Genomic DNA, 23,760 nt, shown 5'->3' with positions numbered 1-23,760 from the left:
CATCAGTGCTCGGCCGGGAAGGGGATCGTGATGGCCACCGTCGTGGTGCGCAGGCCGGTTCGCAGGCCAGCGCCGGAGCAACCGTCCGGGGAGCTGATCCTGGATCCTCCGCCCGAGATCCCACAGCCGGGCGGTCGACAGTGGACACAGGTGCTCATGGTGATCCCGATGATCGCCATGATGGCCGCGATGATGCTGCTGTTCTCCAGCGGCTTCGGTCAGGGTTCCGGCGTGCTGCGGCTCGTCGTCTTCGGCCTGTTCGGCGTGGGCATGCTGGGAATGCTCGTGGTCTCGCTGATCAACTCCTCGGGACCGGGCAAGCGGGAGATGGGCCAGGAACGCCGCGGTTACCTCCGGCACCTCGGCAGGCACCGCCTTCGGCTCATCCGCGCGATCCACAAGCAGCGCGACGCCATGGTGTACCTGCATCCGGAGCCGGCCGCGCTGCTCTCCCTCGTCGCGAGCCACCGGCTGTGGGAACGCCGTCCCCTCGACGCCGACTTCGGTGTCGCCCGCATCGGAACGGGGCCGCAGCGTCCGGCGATGACGCTCGTCCCGCCGGAGGCGAAGCCGCTGGAACAGCTGGAGCCGCTGTCCGCGCTGGCGCTGCGCCGGTTCCTCACCACGTACACGGCGATTCCCGGGCTGCCGCTCGCCATGGCGGTCAACGGGTTCAGCCGCGTCTACGTGCGCGGCGACCGCGACCGGTCGGCCGCGCTGGTGCGGGCCGTGCTCGTTCAGCTCGCGTCGTTGCAGTCGCCCGACGACCTGCGCATCGCCGCCTGTCCCATGCGCGAGACCCAGGGAGAATGGGAATGGCTCAAGTGGCTGCCGCACGCCCTGCACCCGGAGCGGACCGACGCCGTGGGGCCGCTGCGGCTCGTGGCGGGCTCGATCGTCTCGATCGAGGCGATGATCGACGACCTCCTGGGTGAGCGCCGCAGGTTCGACCCAGCCGTGGACCACCGGGACTCCCTGCCGCACGTCGTCGTAGTGCTGGACGGCGGCTCCACCGCCGGTTCGGACACGCTCATGGTGGACGGCGGGCTCGAGGGCGTCACCGTGATCGACCTCCGCACCCCGCCGCCGCGCGCGCTCGACCCCGCGACGATCGTGCTCGACGTCGGCCCGGACGGCGCGCTCACCAGCGAGACCATCGAGGGCGCGGTGGAGCTGGGCTGGGCCGACGAGCTGGACGTGCCCTCGGCGGAAGGCATCGCCAGGCAGCTCGCACCGCTGCGGGCGACCGCGGGCAGGCGCGGCGAGCAACCGCTGAGCACCGATCTCGACCTCGCCGAGCTACTGGAGATCGGCGACCCGCGCACGTTCGACCCCGCCGAGACCTGGGTGCAGCGGCCGACGAAGGACCGGCTGCGGATCCGGTTCGGGATGCGGACCGACGGCACGCCCGCCGAGCTGGACCTCAAGGAGTCCGCGCAGGACGGAATGGGCCCGCACGGACTGCTGATCGGCGCAACCGGGTCCGGCAAGAGCGAGCTGCTGCGGACCATCGTGCTGGCACTGGCCGTCTCCCACCCGCCGAGCTCGCTGAACTTCGCGCTCGTCGACTTCAAGGGTGGCGCCACGTTCGCCACCCTCGACAAGCTCCCGCACACCAGCGCCGTCATCACCAACCTCGCCGACGAGCTGCCTCTGGTGGACCGCATGACCGACGCGATCAACGGTGAACTGTTGCGCAGGCAGGAACTGCTGCGCGCGGCGGGCAACTTCGCGTCGCTGCGCGAGTACGACCGGGCGCGCGCGACCGGTGCCCCGCTGCCCGAGGTGCCCACGCTCCTGGTGATCTGCGACGAGTTCAGCGAGCTGCTCTCGGCCAAACCCGACTTCATCGACATGTTCGTGCAGATCGGCCGTGTCGGCAGGTCGCTGGGCGTGCACCTGCTGCTGGCGAGCCAGCGCCTGGAGGAGGGCAGGCTGCGCGGGCTGGAGACCCATCTGTCGTACCGCATCGGCCTGCGCACGTTCTCGGAGATGGAGAGCCGGACCGTGCTCGGCGTCGGCGACGCGTTCAAGCTACCGCGCGCGCCGGGCCACGGGTTCCTCAAGACCGACAACGAGTCCATGCTCCGGTTCCGGTCGGCCTACGTCTCCGGCACCTACCACCTGCCCGACGTGCGCGGGGCCGAGCAGAGCGGTGACGGCGCCGTGGAGCTGCTGGAGTACTCGACGCGGTACGAGGCGCCCGCCGTCGAGGAGGACGGGGCGGTCACGGAGAAACCCGCCGACGAGGACACGGTGGGGGAGAGCCTGCTGGACATCATCGTCGACCGGATGAAGGGCCGTGGCACCCCGGCCCATCAGGTGTGGCTGCCTCCGCTGGCGGAGTCGCCAACGCTCGACTCGCTGCTGCCCGGCCTCACCCGCGACGACGAGCGCGGGTACGGCTGCACGGACGAACGGCTCGCCGGGGCGTTGCGCGCCGTGATCGGCGTCCTCGACCGGCCGCTGGACCAGCGCCGTGACCCGCTCGTGCTGGACCTGTCCGGCGGGGCGGGCCACGTGCTCGTGATCGGCGGCCCGCGCTCGGGCAAGAGCACCGCGCTGCGGTCGATCATCACCAGCCTCGCCCTGACCCACACGCCGAGGGAGGCGCAGTTCTACTGCCTCGACTTCGGCGGTGGCGCGCTCAGCTCCCTCCGGGGGCTGCCGCACGTCGGCGGCGTCGCGGGTAGGCAGAACGTCGGCGCGGTGCGCCGGACCATCGCCGAGCTGCGCACCCTGATCGCCAAGCGGGAAAGGGCGTTCGCGGAGCAGGAGGTCGACAGCATGCAGTCATACCGGCGGTTGCGGCGCGAGCAGCCGGACGGCGACCCGTGGGGCGACGTGTTCCTCGTGATCGACGGCTGGAGCACCCTGCGCAACGAGTTCGAGGACCTGGAGACGGTGGTCGCCGACATCGCCGCGCGCGGGCTCGCCTACGGCGTGCACGTGGTCGCGTCCGCGTCCCGCATGTTCGACCTGCGCATGAACATCAGGGACCTCTTCGGCAGCAAGCTGGAGCTGCGCATCGGCGACCCGATCGACAGCATGGTCGACCGCGCGTCGGCGATCAAGGTGCCCGAGGGCGCACCGGGCCGCGGCGTGACGATGAGCAAGCACCAGCTGCTCATCGCGCTGCCCCGGATCGACGGTGTCGACGACCCGGCCGACCTCGGGCGCGGGGTGCGCGAGCTGGTGGAAACGGTGTCCTCGGCGTGGGAGGGACAGCCCGCGCCCGCCGTGCGGCTGCTGCCGGCGAAGCTGCCGTACGCACAGCTGGCGCGCGCGCACGACTCCGCGTCGCACAAGCTGGCGGTGGGCATCGCCGAGCAGGACTTCGGCCCCGTGCGCCTGGACTTCACCTCGGACGCCCACCTCGTGCTGCTCGGCGACACCGAGGCGGGCAAGACGACGTTCCTCCGCACGGTCGCGCGCGGCATCACCGACAGCTACGAACCCCGGCAAGCGCGGCTGATCATCATCGACCACCGGCGTGGCCTGCTCGGCGACGTCCGGTCGGAGCACCTCATCGGGTACGGCACCGACCGCGAATCGACGACCCGGCTGATGCGGCAGGTGGCCGAGGAGATGAGGGCGCGCCTGCCGGGTCCGGACGTGACACCGGAACAGCTCCGCGAGCGCAGCTGGTGGCGCGGGCCCGAGCTGTTCATCCTCATCGACGACTACGACCTCGTGGTGAGCCAGATGGACAACCCGTTCCTGCCGATCCTCGACTTCCTGCCGCAGGGGCGTGACATCGGCATGCACGTGGTGCTGGCACGCCGGACCGGAGGCGCGAGCAGGGCGCTGTTCGAACCGTTCATCTCGCGGCTGCGCGACATCGGCTCGCCCGGCCTGCTGATGTCCGGCGACAAGGACGAGGGCCCCCTGCTCGGCGGGCTGAAACCGGAGCTGCTGCCACCGGGCAGGGCGTGGCTGGTCGGCAGGCGCAACGCTCCCCGGCTCGTCCAGCTCGCGTGGCTGCCGAAGGACGACAACGCGTGAACGGAGAAGCCATGTGCGAGGCACGCCAGGAGATGCACGGTGACCCGGATGCGATGCGGCGCTTCGCCGAACGGCTGCACGCGCCCGGGGTGGACGTCGAAGTCGTCGACGTACCCGCCTGCCAGGGCGGCACGCAGGCGTGCGCGGCGTTCACGACCGCAGACGCACTGTCCACTGTGGCGCTCGCCGATTTCCTCCGCGACACCACGCAGGCCATCGCGACCCTGAAGGCGGTGGCCTTCACCGCGGCCGAGGACTACGAGGCGACCGACCGGGCGGGTGCGCAGGCCGTGACGGGCACGGTGCTCGGCATCGTGCTCAGGGAGGTGTGAGCGTGGAGTACGGGAACCTGCCCGGCATGGTGCAGTTCGCGGTCGCGGACGTGGAGGCGCACGCCCACCTGCCGAGGGTCGAGCAGGCCGGCCGGATGTGGCGCGCGGTCGCCGACGAGCTGCGGCAGCTGTCCGACACGTTGCACCACGAGCTGGACTGCCTACGTCCACAGTGGAAGGACGCGACCGGCGCCGATTTCCTCCGGGAGGCCACGCGCCTCAAGGCCGAGGTCGACGAGCTGCTCACGCGGATCACCGAGCACAGGCCGTGGCAGGCCCTCGACGACCTCGCCAGGCAGCTGCTGCTCACCCGCGCCAGGGTGACGGACACGGTGGAGCGGGCGACCGACGAGAGCCCGCGGGAGGCGGCGGTCCACCTCACCGAGCTCGACCGGTACTTCCACGCCGCCGCCGAGGCGGTGCTCCTCGCCGCGGGCGGTGACTCGTCACCGGCTGCGGCGGGGGACTGTTGTGCGGGAGAAGGCGCTCCCGTGCTGGCGGGCGGGCCTGCCCTGGCGTCGGCGCCCGTCGTGGGCGGCGGTTCGGCGTTGCCGCCCGGCAGCGTCTCGATCCCGGGTCTCGTCGCCGTGCCGCCCGGCGCCGGGTACGTCCCGGGCGGGTTGCAGTCGCGAGGATCGCGCTCGCCGGGCGGCCGCTCGCTCGACCCGAGCGACATCGCCGGTGGTTCCCCCGGCGACGGCGGCGCGCGCCCCGCCGGATCCCTTCCGGAGTCCGGTGGCCCGGACACACCGTCCCGGATCGAACAGGCCGCGAACCCCGTGCCCATGACGGAGGACCGCGGAGTCCCCCAGCCGCCGCAGCCACCGGAGTCGCCCCGTGGCGCGGGGCCGGCGTCGCAGGGCACGGCTGGGCGCATGGTCCCGCCCATGATGATGATGCCGCCGATGATGCCCGGCGCCGGCCGTTCGACGTCGGGCAGACGCTCGGCGCGGTCGCTCGACGACGGCGAACGGCGCACGCGGACCCCGCAGGCCACGCCCGGTGTCCCGCCCCGGCTACGTGGACGCTCGGCGCTCGGCGACCCGGCAGGCAGCGGGTTCCGTCCGGTCGCGATGTCCGGGCGGACGGCGGCCAGACCGGAGCCCTCGGTGCCCGAGGCGCTGGACCACGAGGTGTGGCAGGTGCCGGACCCGGGCGCGGCGTCGCCGTTGAAGCCGGAGCCGGTCGAGGAACCGAAGCGGGTGCGCCGCCCCCGGCTTTGACGGCGGGCGTTTGCGGTGTGTCCGAGCGGGAATCCGGTCATGGTCGTCGAAGGAGCCGACAATGAAGCACCGTCAGAACGACTACGAAGGTACTGCGGCCGGTGTGCCCGAGCCCGATCCGCCCGAGGGCGGCCCGAACAAGGACGAGAGCACCATCGACCCGGCAGACGTCGCACCGGGGCTGGGAGGCACCGGGAAAACCAGGCCGACGAGCACCGACGAGGAGGAGCCTGACCGCTGAGGTCCGGCGCGCTCGGGTGGCCGGCTGCCTGCGCGGCTGCGGTGTGCCGGTCGCGCAGGATCGTGTGCCCTTCGATCAGGTCACCGTCGGCTGGCGTGGGCGGCGCGCGTCCCGGTAGGCCAGGTCAGTCTCGTCGGCACGGTCGAACGGACCTCGCGGCCAGGCCACGGTCCCGTCGCCGGCTCCCGGCAGCTCCCGGCCCGCCTGAGCATGGCGGGCCATCGGTTCAGGCCGCCGGTTCGGGCTCCGGCAGCGCTTCGCCGGTCTCCAGCAGGGTCTTGAGGCTCGCCAGCAGCGCGGGCCAGCCTTCGCTGATGCTCTCCAGCAGTGTGCTGCCCTGGTCGAAACCGTCGTGCACGACCGTCAGCTTCACCAGCGAGCCCTGCTGTTCGAGCTCGAAGGTCACCTTCGATCGGCGTTCGGCCGCCAGCGCGGCGACTTTCCCCTCGGACATGCCGACCGCCCCGGCGAACTCGGGCGTGAAGGTGTGCCACGCGTAGGACAGTCGCTCGTATGGCTTCGCCTCCAGCACCACCTGGGCGGCGTCGTCGCTGCGCCAGCCGTTCTGCTCCCACGCCATGGTGGAGCCCTCGCGCCAGTCGGTCTCGAAGGTGACTCCCCAGTAGCGGCGGGTGAAGGCAGGCTCGGTCAGGGCCTGCCACAGGCGTTCCGGCGTGGTGTTGATGTAGGTCGTGTAGACGAATTCCGGTTTGCTCATGGGTTCCGACTCCAATGCGGTCTTGAGGTCCGCGAGGGCCTGCACGCGCTCGCGGTCGAACCGGTTGATCCAGCGGTCGGCGATGGCGTTGATCGGCGCGGCGTTGAGGTAGTGGCACTTCTCGCGGCCGCGCCAGACCGTGGTGATCAGGTTGGCCGCCTCAAGGACGGCCAGGTGCTTGCTGACGGACTGGCGCGCCATCTCCAGCCCCGCGCACAGCTCGCGCAGGGTCTGCCCGTTGCGGGCGTTCAGGCTGTCCAGTAGCAGGCGGCGGCTGGGGTCGGCCAGTGCCTTGAATACCTCGTCCATCGCCGTCCTCGAATATGCAGCCGTTTGGCTGCCTGAATATAGGCAGCCAAACGGCTGCATGTCAACCGGGTCCGTCAGCGGGCGCCGACGCGCGTGCGCCGCGTCTGCGCCCGTGGCCGGTTCGGTATGCACGGCGCACGGCCCGCGAGTCCCCCGCTCCGGCCCGCGAGTCCCCCGCTCCGGCCCGCGAGTTGCCCGCTCCGGTTCGCGAGTTGCCCGCTCCGGCCCGCGAGTTGCCCGCTCCGGCCTGCGAGTCGTGCGTTCCCGGCTCGGGTCAGCGGCAGCGTTCGCCCAGGGTGGCGAGTCCCCCGCTCCGGTCCGCGAGTCCCCCGCTCTGGTCCACGAGTTGCCCGTTCGCGCAGCGGCGAGTGCGCAACTCGCCGTCCGGAACGCGGAACTCGCGCGCCGGAGCGGGGGACTCGCGCGCCGGAAGGGGGGACTCGCGCGCCGGAAGGGGGGACTCGCGCGCCGGACGGGGGGACTCGCGCGCCGGACGGGGGGACTCGCGCGCCGGAGCGGGGGACTCGCGCGCGGGCCTGTCCGGGTGGAGGGGGCGGGTGCCCTCCACCCGGCCGGACACCGGTTCCGGGCGAGGGGTTTCCGCTCGCGACCCTTGGAGCGCCGTGACGCCGGTCATACCTTCGGCTCCAGTACGTGCCATCACGGAAAGGGTCAGCCAATGCAGGTCGACGAACTACTCAAGCCGTTTCCCCTCAAGGAGTTCCACCCGATCCCGCGCGCGCTGCTCGGCCCGGGCTCCCACGAGATGATCGGCCCCGAGGCACTGAAGATCGGCATGCGACGTCCGCTGGTGATGACCTCGGGGCTGCGGGGCACCGAGATCGTGCACAAGATCGTCGAGTCGCTGAAGTACCACGGCCTCGAGCCCACCGTGTACGACAAGGTGGAGTCCAATCCGAAGGACTACAACGTCATGGACTCCGTCGCGCTCTACCAGGAGTCGGGCTGCGACGGCTTCGTCTCGATCGGCGGCGGTTCCTCGCACGACGCCTGCAAGGGCGCCCGCATCTCGGTGGCCCACGACGGGCGCAACGTCAACGAGTTCGAGGGCTTCAACAAGTCGGAGAACCCGAAGAACCCGCCGCACATCGCGGTTTCCACCACGGCGGGCACGGGTTCGGAGACGTCGTGGGCCTACGTCATCACCGACACCACCACCGACCCCGCCAACCCGCACAAGTACGTCGCGTTCGACGACCACTCGGTGGTGACGCTCGCGATCGACGACCCGGTGCTGTACTACGACTGCCCCTCGCATTTCACCGCCCAGTGCGGGTTCGACGTGCTCGCGCACGCCTCCGAGCCGTATGTGTCCAGGTTGGACTTCACCCCTTCGCTCGGCAGCGCCCTGTACTCGGCGGAGCTGGTGGGCGAGCACCTGCGCACCGCGACGTGGCACGGCGACAACCTGCGCGCCCGCGAAGGCATGATGTACGCGCAGTACACGGCGGCGCAGGCGTTCAACTCCGGCGGGCTCGGAGTGATCCACTCGATCTCGCACGCCGTGAGCGCGTTCTACGACACCCATCACGGCCTCAACAACGCGATCGCGCTGCCACGCGTGTGGGCGTGGAACCTGCCCGTGGCCTACAAGCGCTACGCGAAGCTCGCCGAGGCGCTGGGCGTGGACACCACCGGCATGACCGAGGTGCGCGCCGCCGACGCCGCCGTGGCCGCGGCGATCCGGCTGCTCCGCGACGTGGGCATCCCGGAGCGGTTCGTCGACGTCACCCAGGACACGCACCCGAAGAACCGGCTCGGCACGGGACCCACCGAGTTCTACGCCAGGGCCAAGACCATCAAGGGCGACAAGGCCGATGTCGACCGCGTGTCGAACCACGTGCTCGGCGACGCCTGCACGCCGGGCAACCCCAAGGAGACGACGTTCGAAACGGTGCGGCCGGTGGTGGACCACTGCTTCAACGGCGACCTCGACGACCTCATCTCCTGATTTCCCCCAGCCCGTGGGTGTTCCGCGGCGGGTCCGGCCGCCGCGGAACACCCACGTCCCACGACCGAAGGGATTGCCGCGCGTGAGCTCTCGAAACGGGCACCGCCCCCAGTCGTTCGCCTCCGTGGAGGAGGTCACGTCCCGGCTCGGCGACGTCGGCTATCTCGCCGACCGCGCGCTGGCCACCACGGTCTTCCTGCAGGCCCGGCTGGGCAAGCCGCTGCTGCTGGAGGGGCCCGCGGGGGTCGGCAAGACCGAGCTCGCCAAGGCGCTCGCCGCCGCGACGGGCAGGCCGCTGCTGCGCCTGCAGTGCTACGAGGGCCAGGACGAGACCAAGGCCCTCTACGAGTGGGACTACGGCAAGCAGATGCTCTACACGCAGATCCTGCGGGAGAAGATCGCCCAGATCGTGGCCGACGCGGACGACCTCGCCGGTGCGGTTGAGGCGATCGGCGCGCACGATTCGGTGTTCTTCTCCGAGCGCTTCCTCGCCGAGCGACCGCTGCTGCGCGCCATCCGCTCGCCGGAGCCCGTGGTGCTGCTCGTGGACGAGGTGGACCGCGCCGACGAAGCGCTGGAGGCGGTGTTGCTGGAGATGCTCGCCGAGTACCAGGTGTCGGTGCCCGAGCTCGGGACGTTCACGGCCCGGCACGTGCCGCTGGTGGTGCTGACGTCCAACAACACCAGGGATCTCTCGGCCGCACTCAAACGCCGCTGCCTGCACCTGTTCCTCGGCTACCCGTCGGCGGAACGGGAACTGGAGATCATCCGCTCGAAGAGCACCGGGCTGCCCGAGGCCGTCGCCGGGCACCTCGTCGACGTGGTGCGTGGCCTGCGGGAGCAGGGGCTGCGCAAGCCTCCCGGCATCTCAGAGGCGATCGACTGGGCTCGCACGCTCGCGCTGCTCGGCGCCACCGAGCCCGACACCGCGCTGCTGGAGGACACGATCTCGGTGGTGGCCAAGTACGAGCGCGACGTGGAGCGCGCCCTGCGCGTGCTGCCCGCGCTCGTGGAGGGGGAGCGGCCGGTGCCCGTACCCGAAACCGGTGGTGCCGACGACCCCGGAACGGGCGCGGCGCTGCGGGCCGCGCGGGACACGCCCGGCAGGCACGGCTCCGGTTACTACGGCGAGCGCACCGGCACGCAGGCGGCGCCGCGCCGGGTGAGCGGCAGCCAGGGGGAGCGCTCGTTCGTCGCCAACCACGGCCGTCGCACGCGGTAGGGGCGGCGATGCTGAGGAGCCTGCACCGGTTCGCGCGGTTGCTGCGGCACGCCGGGCTGCGGGTGTCGTCGCCCGAGGTGGTCGACGCCGCCCGGTGTGTCGCGGCGAAGGGGATCGTCGCCGACCGCGAGCTGTTTCGCGAGGGCCTGCGCTGCTCACTCGTGAAGGACCACCGCGACGGCGGGCTCTTCGACGAGCTGTTCGCCGCCTTCTTCGCACTGGTGCGCTTCGACAACGAGCAGTGGGAGGACTCGGAGGCGAGCGGCCCCGGCGGGAAGTTGCTGGAGGACTTCACGCTCGCCGAGGAGGTGGGCCAGCGCCCGCCGAGGGCCGACATGGAGAGCCCCGACGCGGAGCTGGGCGAGGCGTTCGAGAAGGAAAACCTCGTCGAGCGCTACAGCCCGCACCCCGAGCTGAACCCGATCGTGCTCGACAACGAGACCGAGGACGAGGTGGTGTTCTCCCAGCAGGACGTGTCCACGATGGACGGTTCCAACGAGGTGCTGCTCGAGATCGACCGCAGCCACGGCGTCGCGCCGGGGCAGCTGGGCAAGGCGCGCGGAACCCCGGTCGACGCGTCGCTGAGCCTCGCCGAGCAGGACGCGCTGCTGAGCTGGCTGGAGGGCTCGGGCGAGGACGACGGCGACGCGGGGGACGAGCGGGACGCACTCGCACTGGGCGGGAAGCTCGACGAACGGCTGCTGGAACGGCTGCCCGAAGCGTTGCGCAAGCACCTCGAACACCTGCTGTGGCTGGAGAACTCGGTCGAGCAGGGCGAGTGGCGGGGCGACGAGGCGGGGCACGAGGAGCTGGAGGAGGCGCTGCACCGCATCGTGGCCACGCTGCGCGGAGCGGTGACCCACCGCAAGCGGCCTGCCCCTCGCGGGCGCATCGACTCGGCGAGGACCATGCGCCGCAACCTGCGCTACGACGGCGTGCCCTTCCGCCCCGTCACGATCAGCCAGACCGAGGACAAGCCGAGGCTCGTGGTGCTCGCGGACGTGAGCCTGTCGGTGCGGGCGACGGCCGGGTTCACGTTGCGGCTGCTGTACGGGCTGCACGACCTGTTCGCCAAGGTCCGTTCCTACGCGTTCGTCGCCGAGATCGCCGAGATCAGTGGCCTGTTCGCGGGGCAGCGGATCGAGGACGCGCTCGGTGCGCTCTTCCGTGGTGAGGTGATCGACGTCGACGCCAACTCCGACTACGGCGCCGCGTTCGGCACGTTCCTCGCCGAGCACGCGGGCGCCGTGAACCGCAGGACCACCGTGCTGGTGCTCGGCGACGGGCGCGGCAACGGCAACGACCCGAACCTCGGCGCGTTCGCCGAGATCGCGCGCAGGGCCCGGGACGTGCTGTGGCTGACGCCGGAGCCGAGGCACTCGTGGGGTCTCGGCGCGTGTGACCTGCCCGCCTACTCCGAGCACTGCGGCCGCGTGCGCGTGGTGCGTGACCTGGCCGGTCTGGAGCGGGCCGCGCGGGATCTGCCGTTGGGGGCGCGATGACGAGTGTGCTGCCGGTGCTCGACCCGCTGGCACCGGGCGAGCCGGGGGAGTACCGCGACGAGCGGGTGCGTGTGGTGCGGCTCGGCGGGGGTGCGCCGCGGACGTCGCTGGGCCCGGTGCTCGCGGGTACCCGGCATTTCCGGTTGCACAAGGGGGGCTCGCGCGTGGAGGTGAGCCATGTGCTGCGCCGTGCCGACCTGGGCAACGACCTCACCGAGCTGCTCGCCGGCGAGCTGTTCCGGCCGGGCCTGCTCGCCGGGTCCGAGCTGTTCGAACGGATCTTCGTCGGCGTGGTGCGCTCGACCGTCCCCGGCGCGTTGCCGGCGTGGCGGGCGTTCTACGGCAACACCCTCGCCCGGCTGCGCGCACGGCCGCGCGGGCGCTCGTGGACCGCCGACCTCGCACCTGTCTACGACCGAGCGGCTGCGCTCGTGCCCCCGGGACGTGTGCTCGATCTGGGCTCGTGCTTCGGGTTCTTCCCCCTGCTGCTGGCCCGTCGCGACGGCTACGAGGTGACCGCGTCGGACCTCGTTGCCGGGAGCATGCGGCTGTTGTCGGCGGTCGCCGCGAGCGAGGGCGTGCCGCTGCGCACGATCACGTGCGACGCCGCCGCCGTGCCGCTGCCCGACGGCGCGGCCGACACGGTGACCGTGCTGCACCTGCTGGAGCATCTCGCGCCCGCCGACGGCGCGCTGGTGCTCGCCGAGGCGTTGCGGCTCGCCGCGCGGCGGGTGGTGGTGGCGGTGCCGTTCGAGGACGAGCCGAGCACGTGTTACGGCCACGTCCGCCGGTTCGGTCTCGCGGAGCTCACCGCGCTGGGCGCGAGCACCGGGCTGCCGTTCACGGTGAGCGAGCACCACGGCGGCTGGCTCACCGTCCACACCGGCTAGATCAGCCCCATCTTGCTGGCCTCGTACACGGCCTCGGCGCGGGTAGCGGCGCCGAGCTTGCGCATGATGTTGCGGACGTGGAACTTCACCGTGGTCTCGGAGATGAACAGCCGCTCGCCCACGACGCGGTTGCTCAGGCCCGTCGCCAGCAACTCGAGCACGCCCTGCTCCCGTTCGGTGAGCGCGGGCTCCTCGGGCGCGGTGCGGATCGAGCGTGCCATCACCGACGCCGAGCGGGAGTCGAACGCGCTCTCGTCGCGCGCGACCGTGCGGATCGCCGACACGAGCGCGCTCGTGTCCACGTCCTTGATCACGTAGCCCTTCGCGCCGCGATGCACGGCCTCCAGCACGTAGGCGTCGTCGAGGAACGTCGTCAGCACGAGCACGCCGATCTCCGGATGGTTCGCCGTGATCTCCGAGCACAGCTCGAGGCCCTCGGTGTCGGATCCGGTGCCCAGCTTCAGGTCCAGCAGCACGATGTCGGGCCGTAGCCGGTCGAGCACCGCCCTCGCCTCGGTCGCCGTGGTGGCCTCGCCGACCACGCGCATGTCGTCCTCGCGGTCGAGGATGGACCGCAGGCCCTGCCGCACGATCGCGTGGTCGTCCACCAGCACGATGCTCAGCTGCCCCTGCTCCGCGCGGGGGCGCGTCGCCTGTCGGTTCATGGTGCCGCCTTTCCGTTCCGCCGCAAGGGAAGGGGGATGTCGAGCAGGAGCATGATCCCGCCCAGCTCGGAGCGCCGGATCGACATCGTGCCGCCCAGCTCCTTTGCCCTGGCCTGCATGTTCGCCAGCCCCCGGTGCACGCCTGCCAGATCGGTGGAGGCGGTGAGCTTGAGCGTCTTGCGCAGCTGGGCCGGGTCGCCGTCGCCGTCGTCGGAGATCGCGAGCACGATCCGCTCCGGCCGGTAGCGCAGCCGCACGAGCGCCTGCTCCGCGGTGGTGTGCATGACCGTGTTGAACAGTGCCTCCCCGGCCAGCCGCAGCAACGAGTGCTCGACCTCGCCCGGCAGCGGCACCGGCGTGCCGACGACACGCACCCGCACCTTGAGGTCGCTCGGCAGGTGCACCGACGAGAGCCGTTCCAGCAGCACCGGCAGCGAACCCGGCGGCTCCTCCGACCCGTTGTGCAGCGCGTAGATCGCGGCCCGCAGCCGCTCGACCGCGTGCCTGGTGAGGTCCTTCGCCGCCGTCAGCTGGCCAACCACCTGGTCGTGCCCGCCCTCGGCGGCCAGCTCGGCCCGGCACACCTCCACCGTCATGCCCGCCGAGAGCACGTCCTGCGTGACGCTGTCGTGCAGCTCGCGCGCGATGCGGTGCCGCTCGTCGTCGAGCGCCTGCCGCTGCATGGCCTCGATCAGCCGCTGCTGGGTCTCGGCCAGCTCCCTCGCCTGCCGCTGTGCGGCCTCGGAAAGCATCTCGGTCTTGCCGCGCAACTTCGTCGCCGCGTGCAGCAGGAACGAGTTGTGCAGCGCCACCGCGGCCTGGTTGGCGAGCACCCGCAGGATCGCCAGGTCGGTGTCGGCCACGTCCACGCCGAAGCCCGGCAGCCCGGCGATGCCGCCCACCGGCTCTCCGTCCAGCGTCATCGACACCCGCACGATCGGGCCGATCGGGCCGCCGCCCGCGTCCTCGGCCTCCCACGGCCGCGACCGCAGCACGTGCAGGTGGGGCAGGGCCTCTGCGGGCAGCAGCCGCTCGTCGTCGATCAGCTCGGCACCGCGCAGCAGCAGGAACCTCGGCCGCGCGGCCTGCAGCGCGCCGTCGGCGACTGCGACCAGCAGCCAGTCGGCGTGCAGGTGCTCGGCGGCGGCGTGCACCACGGCCTCGACGAGCCCGCGAGGGCCCTCGGCCGTGCGCACGAGCGCGCGCGAGATCCGGTCCAGCGCCCGCACGGCGTTCTCCAGCCGCTCCGCCGAGCGCACGTACTCCGGGTAGAACGAGCGCTTGCCGGAGCGCACGCCGGTGAGCGCACCGAGATCGGCCTCGTCGCGGCCGAAGCCGGTGTGCGGTGAGGATGTCATGGGTTCCTCACAGTGCCTGCCGGAACAGCGCGGTCACGTCCTCGGCGTCGACCTCGCGCGGGTTGGTGGCCAGGCAGGCGTCGTCGAGCGTGGTGCGCGCGAGCGTGGGAATGTCGGCCTCGGTGACGCCGAGGTCCGACAGGCCACTCGGCACGCCCACGTCGTCGGCGAGCGTGCGGATGAACGAGGCCAGCTCGTCGGCCACCTCGTCGGCGGGACGGCCCGTCACGTCGATGCCGACGGCCGCCGCGAGCGGCACGTAGCGGTTCGGGTCCGCGGCGGCGTTGAACCGGATCGCGTGCGGCAGCAGCACCCCGTTGAGCACGCCGTGCGGCGCGTCGAGCAGGCCGCCGACCTGGTGGCTCATCGCGTGCGTGATGCCGAGGATGGCGTTGGTAAAGGCCATCCCCGCCTCGAGCGCGCCCTGTGCCATGCCGATCCTCGGCTCGGCCCGTCTCGGCTGCACGGTCGTGCTGCGCAGATTGCTGGTGATGAGGTGGGCCGCGTGCAGCGCGTGGTGGTCGGTGAGCCGGTTGTGCGCGCGGGAGACGTAGGCCTCTACGGCGTGGGTCAGCGCGTCGAGCCCGGTGGCCGCGTTCAGCTCCTCCGGCATGGTGGTGAGCAGGCGGGGGTCGATCACGGAGATGTCGGGCACGAGCGTGCGGCTGATGATGGTGATCTTGGTGTGCCGCGTGGTGTCGGTGATGACGGCGAACTGGGAGACGTCGGCGCCCGTTCCCGACGTCGAGGGCGCCATGACCAGGGGCGGGATGGGCTGCACGACCTTGTCGACGCCGGCGAAGCCGAGGATGGTGCCGCCGTTGCCGGACAGGATCGCGACGCCCTTGGCCGCGTCGATGCACGAGCCGCCGCCGACGGCGAGGATCACGTCGCCGCCGCTCTCGGCGTAGTGCTCGTAGGCCGCCGTGATCTCGTGGTCCTTGGGGTTGGGCGTGAGGTCGGAGAACACCACGGGCCGCAGCCCGGCGAGCCGTAGGTGACCCACCGCCTCGGCGGTCCAGCCCGCCTCGACGATCCCGGGGTCGGTGACCAGGAAGGGCCTGCGCGCGCCCACGCGCAGCGCGCAGTGCCCCAGCTCGGCCAGCGCGTGCGGGCCGAACACGATCTCGGGGACGTGGAACTTCGCGAGCCGGCCCGCGGTGTTCGAAGGGGCGGGTGCCGCGCCGGGGCCTTCCAGCTCGGCGCCGGTGTTCGGTCCCGTGTCCGGCAGCGCCGCCGCCTGCTGTGGCAGCCGGGCCCACTGCCCGAGGTCGTCAGCCAGCTCCGGTGCGGGTCGGGTCAGGTGCACGTGAACGCCTCCTCGCATCCAGCCACGCTGCTGAACGCAGACCAGGTTAGTGCCGTTCAGAGGGCGGGCACACCCTCCGACCGCGGTAGGGGTACCTGCCCGATCGGACAGGTACCGCGGGAGGGAACCTCCCCGGGGCGAGGGGCGTCGTAACGGGCCGAGATCAACTCCAGAAAGGCTTCTCCGATGACGTACCCACCGCAACCGGGTCAGCCCTACGGTCAGCAGCCGGGTCCCTACGGGCAGGGCGGCTACCCGCAGCAACAGGGCTTCCCGCCGGGTGGAGGCTTCCCACCGCAGCAGCCGTTCCCGCCGCAGGGCCCTCGGCCGCCGAAGCGGAAGACCGGGCTGTGGGTGGGCCTTTCGGCCGCGGTGGTCGTGGCCGCCGCGTTCGTGATCACGGCGTTCGTGGCGCCGGGCTTCCTCGTCGGCGACGACGGCGAGGAGAGTGCCGGTGGCGGCGTCGACGCCGGTTCCAGCCCGGCCGCCAACCTGGTCGAGCAGATTGCGCAGGGCTTCCAGAACAAGGACGAGGACGCGCTCAACCAGCTCGTCTGCTCCGGTTCGGAGGCCGCGATCGAGGGCTACACCCGCGAGGCGTCGATGGTCACGCGGTTCGACCTCACGGGCGCCGTCCAGGAGTCGGGCTCCAGCGCCACCGCGAAGGCGCACGTGGTGCTGGAGCACCAGGGCGAGCGCGTGGAGGGCGATGTGTCGCTCGAAGTCGCGCAGGTGAGCGGGTCGTGGTGCTGGCGGGGCATCGAGGAGCTCTAGCTAGGCTCGGATTCGTGACCGACACCTGGGAGCCCGAGACCGCGGGTGTGCTGCGGCTGCCCTCCGGCAGGCTGGTGCGGGGCCGGGGACTGCGCAAGCCGCTGCCCGCCGGGCCCCGTCCCGAGTACGGCGTGTACCTGCTCGGCAAGCCTCCGCCCGACCTCACGTGGGAGAGCCGCTGGCTGCGCTGGCCCGACTTCCGGCTGCCCAGCGACCGGGCGGCGGCCCGCGAGGTGCTGCGGGACGCGTGGGAGCGTGCCGCCACGGAGCGCGTCGAGCTGGCGTGTGCGGGCGGCAAGGGCCGCACCGGCACCGCGCTGGCGTGCCTCGCGGTGCTCGACGGCGTACCGGCCGCCGAGGCCGTCGCCTACGTGCGGGCGCACTACGACTCGCACGCCGTCGAGACCCCGTGGCAGAAGCGCTACGTGGCCCGCTTCACCCCCTGACCCCGACTGCAGTGAAGGCCACCATCACTGCGTTCAACGCAGTGATGGTGGCCTTCACTGCGTGGGGGCTGCCGGCGATGACTTCTCCGGGCGCCTGTGGTCTACCCGGCTACGGATCCACCACCTCGGAGGTAGGCACATGGCCAAGCTTCTGTACTCGGTGTCGATGTCGCTCGACGGGTTCATCGCCGGGCCCAAGGGGGACATGTCGTGGCTGACCGGGCACCTCGGCCCGAACCCGGAGATCGACGCGCTCGTCGGCGACATCGGCGCGCTGCTCGTGGGCAACCGGACGTTCGGCGGCGACGACCCGCACCGGGGCGACGCCGAGAAGGAGGGCAAGGCGTTCGGCGGCGGCTGGGACGGCCCCCAGTTCGTGCTCACCCACAACCCGCCCGCCGCCCCGGTGCCGGGCGTGACGTTCGTCGGCGACCTCGACAGCGCCGTGTCCCAGGCGAAGGAGGCCGCGGGCGAGAAGTACGTGAACGTGCTCGGCGCCGACGTCGCCAGGCAGTGCCTCGACGCGGGCGTGCTCGACGAGATCCTCACGATCATCGTGCCGGTGCTGCTCGGCGACGGCGTGCGCCTGTTCGACCGGCCGGGCGGCGACAACGTGCGGCTGGAGCAGATCCACCTCAGCGAGGTGCCGCACGCGACGAACCTGTGGCTACGCGTAGTGCACTGAGCCACCCCTTCCGCGACCGACGCCGCGTCGGCCAACTGCCCCCAAGGCCACCTTTGTTGCGTTCAACGCACCAAAGGTGGCCTTGGGGAGCGTCGACTCAGCTGGCTTGGCCGTCGATCGCCCACTGGCCGTTCTGGTCGACGAGGGTGTAGGTGTGCCGCTCGGTCGTGGTGCCGCCGTCCGCGTAGGTGTAGGTGATCGTCGCGGTGACGGCGTTACCACCTGCCGGGCTCAGGTTCGTGGCCTGCACGGAGCTCATCTGGTTCCAGAACGACGCGTAGTCGGCGAAGCTCGGCGAGCGCGTGCTCTTGAACCGGTCCGAGAGGCGGGCGTAGGCGGCCTCCAGGTTGCCCGGCAGCAGCGCGTAGTAGTCGCGCACGGCGGCCATCCGCTGCTCGTCGGGGTTGCCCTGAGGGGTGGGCGTCGGCGTGGGGGAGCTGGTGCTCGGCGGGGGCGACGCGGGGGTGGTCGTGGCCTCGGCCGACGTCGTGGGTCCCCGAGGCGCGGACGACGCCGGGGCCGAGGGGTCCGGCTGCGGGGTGTCGCCGCCGGCCCGCTGGTCGTCACCGCCGCCGAGCAGTAACCAGAGTCCGGCACCGAGCACCGCGACCACGATCAGCGCGGCAAGGCCGACCACGGCGAGGCGTCGTCGCCCCGGCTCGGGAGCCGTCGCCGGGGTGGCCGGACTCGCCGTGGCGACCGCTGCCAGCGCCTGCCCGGCCTCGGTCATGCCGGGCCTGGCATCGGGGTCGGGGTCCAGCAGCCGCAGCAGCACCGGCGTGAGCGGGCCCGCGTGCCGGGGCGGGTCGATCTCGCCCTGGGACACCCGGTGCAGCAGCGCGATCGCGTTGTCGTGCCTGCCGAACGGCGGATTGCCCTCCACCGCGTGGTAGAGCGTGGAGCCGAGGGAGAACACGTCGGAGCGCTCGTCGGCGTCGCTGCCCCTGGCCACCTCGGGCGCGAAGTAGGCGGGCGTGCCCGCGACGAGACCGGTCGCCGTGAGCGTCACGTCCCCGGCCGCGCGCGAGATGCCGAAGTCGGAGATCTTGGCGACGCCGTTGTCGGCGAGCAGCACGTTCGCGGGCTTGACGTCGCGGTGGATGATCCCGGAGCGGTGCGCGGCCGCCAGCGCCTCCGCGACCTGCCTGCCGATCTCGGCGACCTCGGCGGGCGGGAGGCTGCCGCGCGCGGCGAGCAGGTCGGCGAGGCTGGTGGAGGGCAGGTACTCCATCACCAGCCACGGGTAGCCCTCCTCCTCGACCACGTCGAAGATCGCGATCGCGTTGGGGTGCATGAGCCGCGCGGCGATGCGGCCCTCGCGCATCGCGCGGGCCCGCAGGTCCCCGGCGCCCGCCGCGTCGAGCGCCGTGCGCAGATGCAGCTGTTTGAGCGCGACCGTGCGGTTCAGGCGTTCGTCCTCGCCCTTCCACACCTCACCCATCGCGCCCGCACCGAGGCGTTCCGCCAACCGGTAACGGCCTGCGACCAGTCTTCTGTCGTCGTCACTCAAGGGGCTGCTCCACGCCTGTCTTCACCGGAGGGGGACGAGACCGCCCATCGTATGGCGCTAGATCGTCCCCGCTCCCTGCGGCCCATTCAGCCCAGCACGACTCCTCCGTCCACGAACAGCGTGTGCCCGGTGACCATCTTCGCGGCCGGGGAGGCGAGGAACGCGACGCCGTCGGCGACCTCCCCGGGTTCGACCATCCGGCCGAACGGGATCGACGCGAGCTTGTCCGTCAGGTACTCCGCGTCCGCGCGGACGTCGGCGTTCATCGCGGTCGGCACGATCGTCGGGCCGACGGCGTTGACGCGGATGCCGTTCGCGGCCCACTCCAGCGCGAGGACGCGCGTGAGGTGCAGGATCCCGGCCTTGCTCACCGCGTAGCCCGCGCAGCCGGGCACGGCGACCTGCCCCGCGGTGGAGGTGAGATTCACGATGCACGGCGCCGGCGACGCCGTGAGCAGCGGGTAGGCCGCCTGGCACATCCGGAACGTGCCAGAGAGGTTGACGTCGATCGGATCGTTCCAATCCTGTTCGGACAGTTCCTCGGCGGCCCCGCGCCCGTTCACGCCCGCGTTGTTGACCAGCACGTCGAGCCCGCCGAGCTTCGCCTCGACCTCCCGCACAAGCGCGCGGCAGCTTTCGGCCGAGCGCACGTCCACGCGGTGCGTGCTCGGCGCAGTGCCCGACTCGACCGACTCGCCCGCGGCGGCGACCTGGTCGCGGGTGGTGGTCCACGCCGCCGGGTCGGCGAGGTCGGCCATCGCCACGGTCATCCCCGCGAAGGCCAGCCGCTCGGCGATCGCGGCGCCGATGCCCTGCGCGGCCCCGGTGACCAGGGCGATCCGGCCGGTACTCACGCGATCTCGATCGTCACGGGCGCGCCCTCGCGCAGGGCGTTGGAGTAGGGGCACAGGGTGTCGGCGGTGGCGACCACCGTGCGCAGCCCGGCGGGGTCGCAGTCGGGCGCGGAGACCTCCAGGCGCACCGCGATGGCGTACCGGCCGTCGGGCTGTTCGCCGAGCGTCACCGACCCGGTCACCGTGCACGCGCCGAGCCGTACGCGTTCGCGCCGGGCCGCGACGGTCACGGCGCTCGCGAAGCACGCCGCGTAGCCCGCGGCGAACAGCTCCTCGGGGTCGGTTCCCGCGCCGGTGCCGCGCTCGGCGGGCCGGGCGAGGGTCAGCTCCAATGAGCCGGTGTGCGAGCGGGCGGTGCCCGCGCGGCCGCCGGTCGCCTCGACCGTCGCGGTGTAGAGGGGCTTCAGTGATATCGAGGACATGGTTCTCCTTCAGCGGGACAGTGCGAGCAGGACGGGTTCCGGGTCGGGCTCGGCGGCCAGTACGGCACCGGCGACCCGGCCCTCGTAGACGGCTTCGAGCGCGGTGCGCGGCGCGTTGGCGTCGCCCGCCACGTGTACGCGGGCCACGTCGGCCAGCTCGTGCAGCAGCGCGTCGGCGGAGGTGGCCGCGCCCGCGTCGACGACGGCGCCGACGCCGGTGATCGGCTCGGTGCCACCCGAGACCGGGTCGGTCAGCAGCACCGTGTCGCTGTCCTTCGGGCTCACGGTGCGCAGGAGGTGCACGCGCACGCCGTGGTCGGTGAACCGCTTCGTCAGCGCCAGCCGGGAGTAGGTGGTCACCTGCGCGCTGTACGACGCCGAGGGCGACACCAGGTGCACCCGCGCGCCCCGCGCCGCGAACGCCTCGGCGAGTGAGGCGGCGGCCCAGCTGCCGCAGTCGTCGCGGATCACCACGACGTTCGGCACCGCCTCCTCGCCGCACACGGTCTCCACCGCCTGCCACGTGTCCAGCACCGGTGGCCCGCCGGGCAGCTCGCGGCGGACGGGCACCGAGCCGGTGGCGAGCACGACGTCGTCGGCGCACTCGGCCCGCACCAGCCCGGCGTCGGCGCGCACGCCGGTGCGCACGGTGATCCCGGCCGCGCGCACGTCCCGTTCCAGCTCCCGGGTGAGCAGCCCGAACCGCTCCCGGCCCGGCACCCGGGCGGCGAGCGCGACCTGTCCGCCAAGCCGGTCGGCGGCCTCGACGAGCGTCACGCGCTTGCCCCTGCGGTGCGCCGCGAGCGCCGCCTCCAGCCCGGCCGGACCACCGCCCACGACGAGGACACTGCCCGCTCGCCGTCTACTGTGGACGCCCGCCCACACGCGCTCGGCCCCGACCTCCGGGTTCACCACGCACGAGATCGGCAGGTTCTGCTCCACCCGCCCGATGCAGCCCTGGTTGCACGCCACGCACGAGCGCGTCTCGTGCTCGCGGCCCTCGGCGGCCTTGCGCACCAGGTGCGGGTCGGCGATGTGTGGGCGCGCGAGCCCCACGAGGTCGGCCTCGCCGGAGGCGATCAGCTCGGCCGCCTCGCCCACGCTGTCGAGGCGGCACACCGCGAGCACGGGCAGCCCCGGCAGCGCGCGGCGGAACATCCCGGCGTGGTGGCGGAACGGCGCGTGCCCGAAGCTCATGTCCGCCATCTGCGTGGCCAGCGACCAGCTGCCGTGGTAGGCGGAATGGCTCACGTGCACGTAGGCGAGCGGGAACTCCTCGCGCAACGTCGACACGATCTCGATGACGTCGCCGGGTTCGAGTCCGCCGGGCAGGAACTCGTCGGCGCTCACCCGCAGGCCCACGGGCAGCTCCGGCGCCGCCACCCGCACGGCTGTGAGCACCTCGCGCGTGAGCCGCAGGCGGTTGGCCCCGCTGCCGCCGTAGCCGTCGGTGCGGTGGTTGGTGACGGGGGAGAGGAACTGCTGGAGCAGATGCCCGTGCCCGGCGTGCACCTCCAGTCCGTCGTAGCCCGCGCGCGACATCCGCGCCGCCGCCGCGCCGAACGCCCGCACCACCGTGCCGATGTCGCGGGTGCTCATGGCGTGCGGGGTGTGCGCGCCGGTCGCCCACGGCAGCGCCGACGCCGACCACGCCGCCGTGCGCGTCGCGTCCCCGTTCGCCTGCCTGCCCGCGTGCATGATCTGCGCGAAGATGGCCGCGCCCTCGGCGTGCACGGCGTCGGCGATGGCCGCGTACGCCGGGATGCTCGCGTCGTCGAAGCAGCCGAGGCTGATGTGCCTGCCCGCGCTGGTCGGGTGCACGCGGATGGCCTCGGTGATGATGAGGCCGACACCGCCGCGGGCGCGTTCGGCGTGGTAGTCGGCGTGCCTCGCGGTGGGCCGGTTCTCGTGGCCGAAGTTGGTGGTGTGGCCCGGCACGAAGACCCGGTTGCGCAGCGGCACCCCGCCCAGTTCCACCGGGGAGAGTGCCGCGCGCAGCGGGCCGGTCACGAGTGCTCCGCCGCCACGGCCGGTGCCGCCGGCTCGTTCCTGCGCGGATCGGTGGACACGAACAGCAACAGCAGTGCGCTCACCGCCACCAGGCAGCTCATCAGCACGAAGCCACTGGTGAACGTGCCCGTGCGGTCGACGACGAAGCCCATGATCGACGGCGCGATGATGCCGGCGAGCGCGAACGCCGCATCCACGAAACCGGCCGCGCTCGCGGGCTGGTTGGGCGCCGCGTCGATCGAGGCAACGAACCAGATGCCACCGGTGATGAACCCGCAGCCCACGCCGAGCGAGATGAAGATCAGCGCGACGGTGAGGCTCGTCGTGAGGAACACCGGCACCAGCGCGGCACCGGCCAGCAGCAGCGCGCAGCCGATGATCGTGAGCCTGGTGCGGGCGTTGCCGGTGCGCCGGTAGAGCCGGTCCACCAGCACACCACCCACCAGCGCGCCCACCACACCGGCCGCCCACGGTGCGATGGAGAACGCGCCGACGCTCTCGATGCTCAGGCCGTGTGCGCGCTGCAGGTACTCGGGCAGCCAGTACATGAAGCCCCAGAACATGAAGCCCCACGAGAAGAAGCCGATCGCGACGAGCCACAGGTTGCGGTTGGTGAACAGCCCCCGCCAGTCGACGGCGGCCTTGCTCGCGGGTGCCTCGTCGGCTGCGGTGTGGCCCTGGGCGATGTAGGCCTTCTCGGCGTCGTTGGGGTACGGGCTCTCGTCCGGCGTGTTGCGCAGCAACCACAGCGCGAGCACGGCCCACACCACGCCGACACCGGCCATCACCCAGAACATGCCGCGCCAGCCCGTGAGCCCGATCAGCTGCGTCAGCAGCGGGCTCGCGATCAGCAGGCTGCCCGACACGGCGACGCCGCCGATGAGCGCGAGCGCGATGCCCTGTTCCTTCTGGGGCAGCCACCGGCTCACCACCCGCGTCGCACCGGGGAACGCCGGAGACTCACCCGCGCCGAGGATGATGCGCACGAGCAGCAGCCCGGCGAACCCGCCCGCCAGCGGGATCAGCGCCGTGGCGAGCGAGAAGATCACGATCGCCGTCAGCAGCACGCGGCGTGGACCGAACCGGTCGACCAGGAATCCCGACAGGAACGTGAACACCATGTACCCGATGGCGAACGCGCTGGAGATCGCGCCGTACTGGGTTGCCGTGATGCCGAACTCGTCCTGCAGCGGGCGTACGGCGAAGGACACCGCGCTGCGATCGATGTAGTTGATGACGATCAGCGATACGACCAGGCCGATCGTGATCCAGCGGAATCGGGTGGTTGTCATGGGCTCACCTCGTTGTGGTCA

20 protein-coding genes are annotated in these 23,760 nt (G+C 72.2%); 11 read left to right on the top strand and 9 right to left on the bottom strand.

Features of this window, described 5'->3' with window-relative positions; genetic code table 11:
- The first annotated feature begins 30 nt into the window (after nucleotides 1-30).
- The 4 genes from eccCa (at nucleotide 31) to DI005_RS06835 (ending at nucleotide 5,801) form a co-directional block, all read left to right on the top strand.
- Nucleotides 31-4,005 carry a type VII secretion protein EccCa gene (gene eccCa, locus DI005_RS06850; RefSeq protein WP_113641585.1) on the top strand — a complete coding sequence of 1,325 codons (3,975 nt, stop codon included), beginning with the start codon at nucleotides 31-33 and terminating at the stop codon, nucleotides 4,003-4,005.
- Entirely contained in the window at nucleotides 4,002-4,337 is a 336-nt protein-coding gene (locus DI005_RS06845) for a hypothetical protein (protein WP_233520019.1), read from the top strand. The genes eccCa and DI005_RS06845 overlap by 4 nt, the downstream gene beginning before the upstream one ends.
- A 2-nt stretch (nucleotides 4,338-4,339) precedes the next feature.
- On the top strand, nucleotides 4,340-5,560 hold the full coding sequence (locus tag DI005_RS06840; RefSeq protein WP_113641583.1) for a hypothetical protein: 1,221 nt from the start codon (nucleotides 4,340-4,342) through the stop codon (nucleotides 5,558-5,560).
- 61 nt (nucleotides 5,561-5,621) lie between these two features.
- Nucleotides 5,622-5,801, top strand: coding sequence for a hypothetical protein (locus tag DI005_RS06835; protein ID WP_113641582.1), 180 nt, complete (start codon nucleotides 5,622-5,624; stop codon nucleotides 5,799-5,801).
- Between the two features lie 226 nt (nucleotides 5,802-6,027).
- Here the strand turns inward: DI005_RS06835 and DI005_RS06830 are convergent, their stop codons facing one another.
- Nucleotides 6,028-6,828 (bottom strand): SRPBCC domain-containing protein, encoded by an 801-nt coding sequence (locus DI005_RS06830; protein ID WP_113641581.1) that lies wholly within the window; start codon nucleotides 6,826-6,828, stop codon nucleotides 6,028-6,030.
- Between the two features lie 679 nt (nucleotides 6,829-7,507).
- Between DI005_RS06830 and mdo the strand changes: the two genes are divergently transcribed.
- The 4 genes from mdo (at nucleotide 7,508) to mftM (ending at nucleotide 12,414) form a co-directional block, all read left to right on the top strand.
- Nucleotides 7,508-8,800, top strand: a complete 1,293-nt coding sequence (mdo, locus tag DI005_RS06820) for an NDMA-dependent methanol dehydrogenase (RefSeq protein WP_113641580.1) — start codon at nucleotides 7,508-7,510, stop codon at nucleotides 8,798-8,800.
- A gap of 82 nt (nucleotides 8,801-8,882) precedes the next feature.
- Nucleotides 8,883-10,022, top strand: coding sequence for a MoxR family ATPase (locus tag DI005_RS06815; RefSeq protein WP_199542566.1), 1,140 nt, complete (start codon nucleotides 8,883-8,885; stop codon nucleotides 10,020-10,022).
- 8 nt (nucleotides 10,023-10,030) lie between these two features.
- Nucleotides 10,031-11,524: a VWA domain-containing protein gene (locus DI005_RS06810; RefSeq protein WP_113641578.1), complete on the top strand. Its 1,494-nt coding sequence runs from the start codon at nucleotides 10,031-10,033 to the stop codon at nucleotides 11,522-11,524.
- The gene (gene mftM, locus DI005_RS06805) at nucleotides 11,521-12,414 is read left to right on the top strand and encodes a mycofactocin oligosaccharide methyltransferase MftM (protein ID WP_113641577.1); all 894 of its coding nucleotides are present in this window, start codon (nucleotides 11,521-11,523) and stop codon (nucleotides 12,412-12,414) included. Before DI005_RS06810 ends, mftM begins: the two co-directional genes overlap by 4 nt.
- On the opposite strand, the gene DI005_RS06800 is transcribed toward mftM, so the two are convergent.
- Genes DI005_RS06800 through DI005_RS06790 form a run of 3 tightly spaced genes read right to left on the bottom strand, consistent with a single transcriptional unit; the run spans nucleotide 12,411 to nucleotide 15,635 of the window.
- Nucleotides 12,411-13,079: a response regulator transcription factor gene (locus tag DI005_RS06800; protein ID WP_112271517.1), complete on the bottom strand. Its 669-nt coding sequence runs from the start codon at nucleotides 13,077-13,079 to the stop codon at nucleotides 12,411-12,413. The genes mftM and DI005_RS06800 overlap by 4 nt on opposite strands.
- Nucleotides 13,076-14,437 carry a sensor histidine kinase gene (locus DI005_RS06795; protein ID WP_112271518.1) on the bottom strand — a complete coding sequence of 454 codons (1,362 nt, stop codon included), beginning with the start codon at nucleotides 14,435-14,437 and terminating at the stop codon, nucleotides 13,076-13,078. The genes DI005_RS06800 and DI005_RS06795 overlap by 4 nt, the downstream gene beginning before the upstream one ends.
- A 7-nt stretch (nucleotides 14,438-14,444) precedes the next feature.
- A complete protein-coding gene (locus tag DI005_RS06790) occupies nucleotides 14,445-15,635 on the bottom strand; it encodes an iron-containing alcohol dehydrogenase (protein ID WP_228713861.1) in 1,191 nt (396 codons plus the stop codon).
- A 297-nt stretch (nucleotides 15,636-15,932) separates the two neighbouring features.
- Here DI005_RS06790 and DI005_RS06785 point away from each other — a divergent pair, with 297 nt between their 5' ends.
- The 3 genes from DI005_RS06785 (at nucleotide 15,933) to DI005_RS06775 (ending at nucleotide 17,651) form a co-directional block, all read left to right on the top strand.
- Complete coding sequence (locus tag DI005_RS06785; RefSeq protein ID WP_113641575.1) at nucleotides 15,933-16,520, top strand: hypothetical protein; 588 nt, start codon at nucleotides 15,933-15,935, stop codon at nucleotides 16,518-16,520.
- Nucleotides 16,521-16,534: 14 nt separating this feature from the next.
- Complete coding sequence (locus tag DI005_RS06780; protein ID WP_112271522.1) at nucleotides 16,535-16,966, top strand: protein phosphatase; 432 nt, start codon at nucleotides 16,535-16,537, stop codon at nucleotides 16,964-16,966.
- A gap of 139 nt (nucleotides 16,967-17,105) precedes the next feature.
- Nucleotides 17,106-17,651: a dihydrofolate reductase family protein gene (locus DI005_RS06775; RefSeq protein ID WP_113641574.1), complete on the top strand. Its 546-nt coding sequence runs from the start codon at nucleotides 17,106-17,108 to the stop codon at nucleotides 17,649-17,651.
- Nucleotides 17,652-17,748: 97 nt separating this feature from the next.
- Here the strand turns inward: DI005_RS06775 and DI005_RS06770 are convergent, their stop codons facing one another.
- The 5 genes from DI005_RS06770 to DI005_RS06750 form a co-directional block, all read right to left on the bottom strand.
- Nucleotides 17,749-19,161, bottom strand: coding sequence for a serine/threonine-protein kinase (locus tag DI005_RS06770; RefSeq protein ID WP_113641573.1), 1,413 nt, complete (start codon nucleotides 19,159-19,161; stop codon nucleotides 17,749-17,751).
- A gap of 86 nt (nucleotides 19,162-19,247) precedes the next feature.
- Complete coding sequence (locus tag DI005_RS06765) at nucleotides 19,248-20,015, bottom strand: SDR family NAD(P)-dependent oxidoreductase (RefSeq protein ID WP_113641572.1); 768 nt, start codon at nucleotides 20,013-20,015, stop codon at nucleotides 19,248-19,250.
- Nucleotides 20,012-20,437: an Ohr family peroxiredoxin gene (locus tag DI005_RS06760; RefSeq protein ID WP_112271530.1), complete on the bottom strand. Its 426-nt coding sequence runs from the start codon at nucleotides 20,435-20,437 to the stop codon at nucleotides 20,012-20,014. The genes DI005_RS06765 and DI005_RS06760 overlap by 4 nt, the downstream gene beginning before the upstream one ends.
- A 9-nt stretch (nucleotides 20,438-20,446) precedes the next feature.
- Entirely contained in the window at nucleotides 20,447-22,447 is a 2,001-nt protein-coding gene (locus DI005_RS06755; protein ID WP_113641571.1) for an FAD-dependent oxidoreductase, read from the bottom strand.
- A complete protein-coding gene (locus DI005_RS06750) occupies nucleotides 22,444-23,739 on the bottom strand; it encodes an MFS transporter (RefSeq protein WP_112271534.1) in 1,296 nt (431 codons plus the stop codon). The genes DI005_RS06755 and DI005_RS06750 overlap by 4 nt, the downstream gene beginning before the upstream one ends.
- Between the last annotated feature and the right edge of the window lie 21 nt (nucleotides 23,740-23,760).

It is taken from the genome of Prauserella sp. PE36 (assembly GCF_003311655.1).
Taxonomy (GTDB): Bacteria; Actinomycetota; Actinomycetes; order Mycobacteriales; family Pseudonocardiaceae; genus Prauserella_A; species Prauserella_A endophytica.
The sequence above is the reverse complement of the archived record's forward strand: the minus strand, read 5'-3'. Positions and strand labels throughout refer to the sequence as shown.

What these genes read in the sequence shown, in the direction of transcription:
- DI005_RS06795 (WP_112271518.1), bottom strand. Translation starts at nt 14,437, where the DNA reads ATGACATCCTCACCGCACACCGGCTTCGGCCGCGACGAGGCCGATCTC.
- DI005_RS06775 (WP_113641574.1), top strand. Translation starts at nt 17,106, where the DNA reads ATGGCCAAGCTTCTGTACTCGGTGTCGATGTCGCTCGACGGGTTCATC.
- DI005_RS06830 (WP_113641581.1), bottom strand. Translation starts at nt 6,828, where the DNA reads ATGGACGAGGTATTCAAGGCACTGGCCGACCCCAGCCGCCGCCTGCTA.
- DI005_RS06760 (WP_112271530.1), bottom strand. Translation starts at nt 20,437, where the DNA reads ATGTCCTCGATATCACTGAAGCCCCTCTACACCGCGACGGTCGAGGCG.
- mdo (WP_113641580.1), top strand. Translation starts at nt 7,508, where the DNA reads ATGCAGGTCGACGAACTACTCAAGCCGTTTCCCCTCAAGGAGTTCCAC.
- mftM (WP_113641577.1), top strand. Translation starts at nt 11,521, where the DNA reads ATGACGAGTGTGCTGCCGGTGCTCGACCCGCTGGCACCGGGCGAGCCG.
- DI005_RS06750 (WP_112271534.1), bottom strand. Translation starts at nt 23,739, where the DNA reads ATGACAACCACCCGATTCCGCTGGATCACGATCGGCCTGGTCGTATCG.
- eccCa (WP_113641585.1), top strand. Translation starts at nt 31, where the DNA reads ATGGCCACCGTCGTGGTGCGCAGGCCGGTTCGCAGGCCAGCGCCGGAG.
- DI005_RS06785 (WP_113641575.1), top strand. Translation starts at nt 15,933, where the DNA reads ATGACGTACCCACCGCAACCGGGTCAGCCCTACGGTCAGCAGCCGGGT.
- DI005_RS06810 (WP_113641578.1), top strand. Translation starts at nt 10,031, where the DNA reads ATGCTGAGGAGCCTGCACCGGTTCGCGCGGTTGCTGCGGCACGCCGGG.
- DI005_RS06835 (WP_113641582.1), top strand. Translation starts at nt 5,622, where the DNA reads ATGAAGCACCGTCAGAACGACTACGAAGGTACTGCGGCCGGTGTGCCC.
- DI005_RS06800 (WP_112271517.1), bottom strand. Translation starts at nt 13,079, where the DNA reads ATGAACCGACAGGCGACGCGCCCCCGCGCGGAGCAGGGGCAGCTGAGC.